This is a genomic window from Vibrio sp. 2033, from assembly GCF_033339735.1.
In genome coordinates this window covers 1-685 of the sequence record NZ_JAWOVC010000376.1, presented here as the reverse complement: position 1 = coordinate 685, position 685 = coordinate 1, and the positions used below count along the sequence as shown (strand labels likewise).

The window sequence follows — 685 nt, the reverse complement described above, 5'->3', positions numbered from 1 at the left end:
CAGGGTTTGCTTCCATAGTGATTTCAATGTCTGGCTTGAATGGAATTCGCGCTTCGATGCCTTTTAGCAAACGCTCAATGCCTTTTGCAGAAATCAAACTTGGCGTACCACCGCCAATGAAGATGGAATGCAGCGGACGCGGTACGTCATTTAAGCGGTACTTATCAATATCGGTATCCAGATCTTCTAGAAGGGCACTGATGTACTCTTCTTCTGGGATCTCCGCTTTAAGCGCATGCGAGTTAAAGTCGCAATAAGGGCACTTTTGTACACACCATGGGATGTGTACATACAAGCTGAGTGCTGGGGGCGTTAACATGGACAAGTTCACTCGATCTTACTGTGCGGTTTGCGCTGATAACTGAGCAAACAGTGAGTTCAGTGCTTTACCGCGGTGAGACAACTGCTTTTTACGTGTCGGCTCTAGCTCTGCTGACGCACAGTTATCTTCTGGTACGAAGAAGATAGGGTCGTAACCAAAGCCATTTTCGCCATGTGCTTCAGTCAGAATGCGACCTTCCCATTTGCCATGACAAACGATAGGCGTTGGATCGTTCTCGTGACGCATCAATACCAATACGCAGTGAAAACGCGCGGTACGCTCTGCTTCTGGCACGCCTTCCATTGCGGCTAGCAATTTCTCTAGGTTTTCTTGGTCAGAGGCTTTTTCGCCTGCGTAACGTGC

General features: G+C 48.5%; 2 protein-coding genes. Both read right to left on the bottom strand.

Annotated elements, in window-relative coordinates; genetic code table 11:
• Positions 1–319 (bottom strand): radical SAM protein (locus tag R7P74_RS26700; protein WP_336624119.1); only part of this gene is annotated, 319 nt, incomplete at its 3' end.
• Positions 320–337: 18 nt separating this feature from the next.
• On the bottom strand, positions 338–685 hold a 348-nt coding region (locus R7P74_RS26695; protein ID WP_318123676.1), incomplete at its 5' end, for a non-canonical purine NTP pyrophosphatase.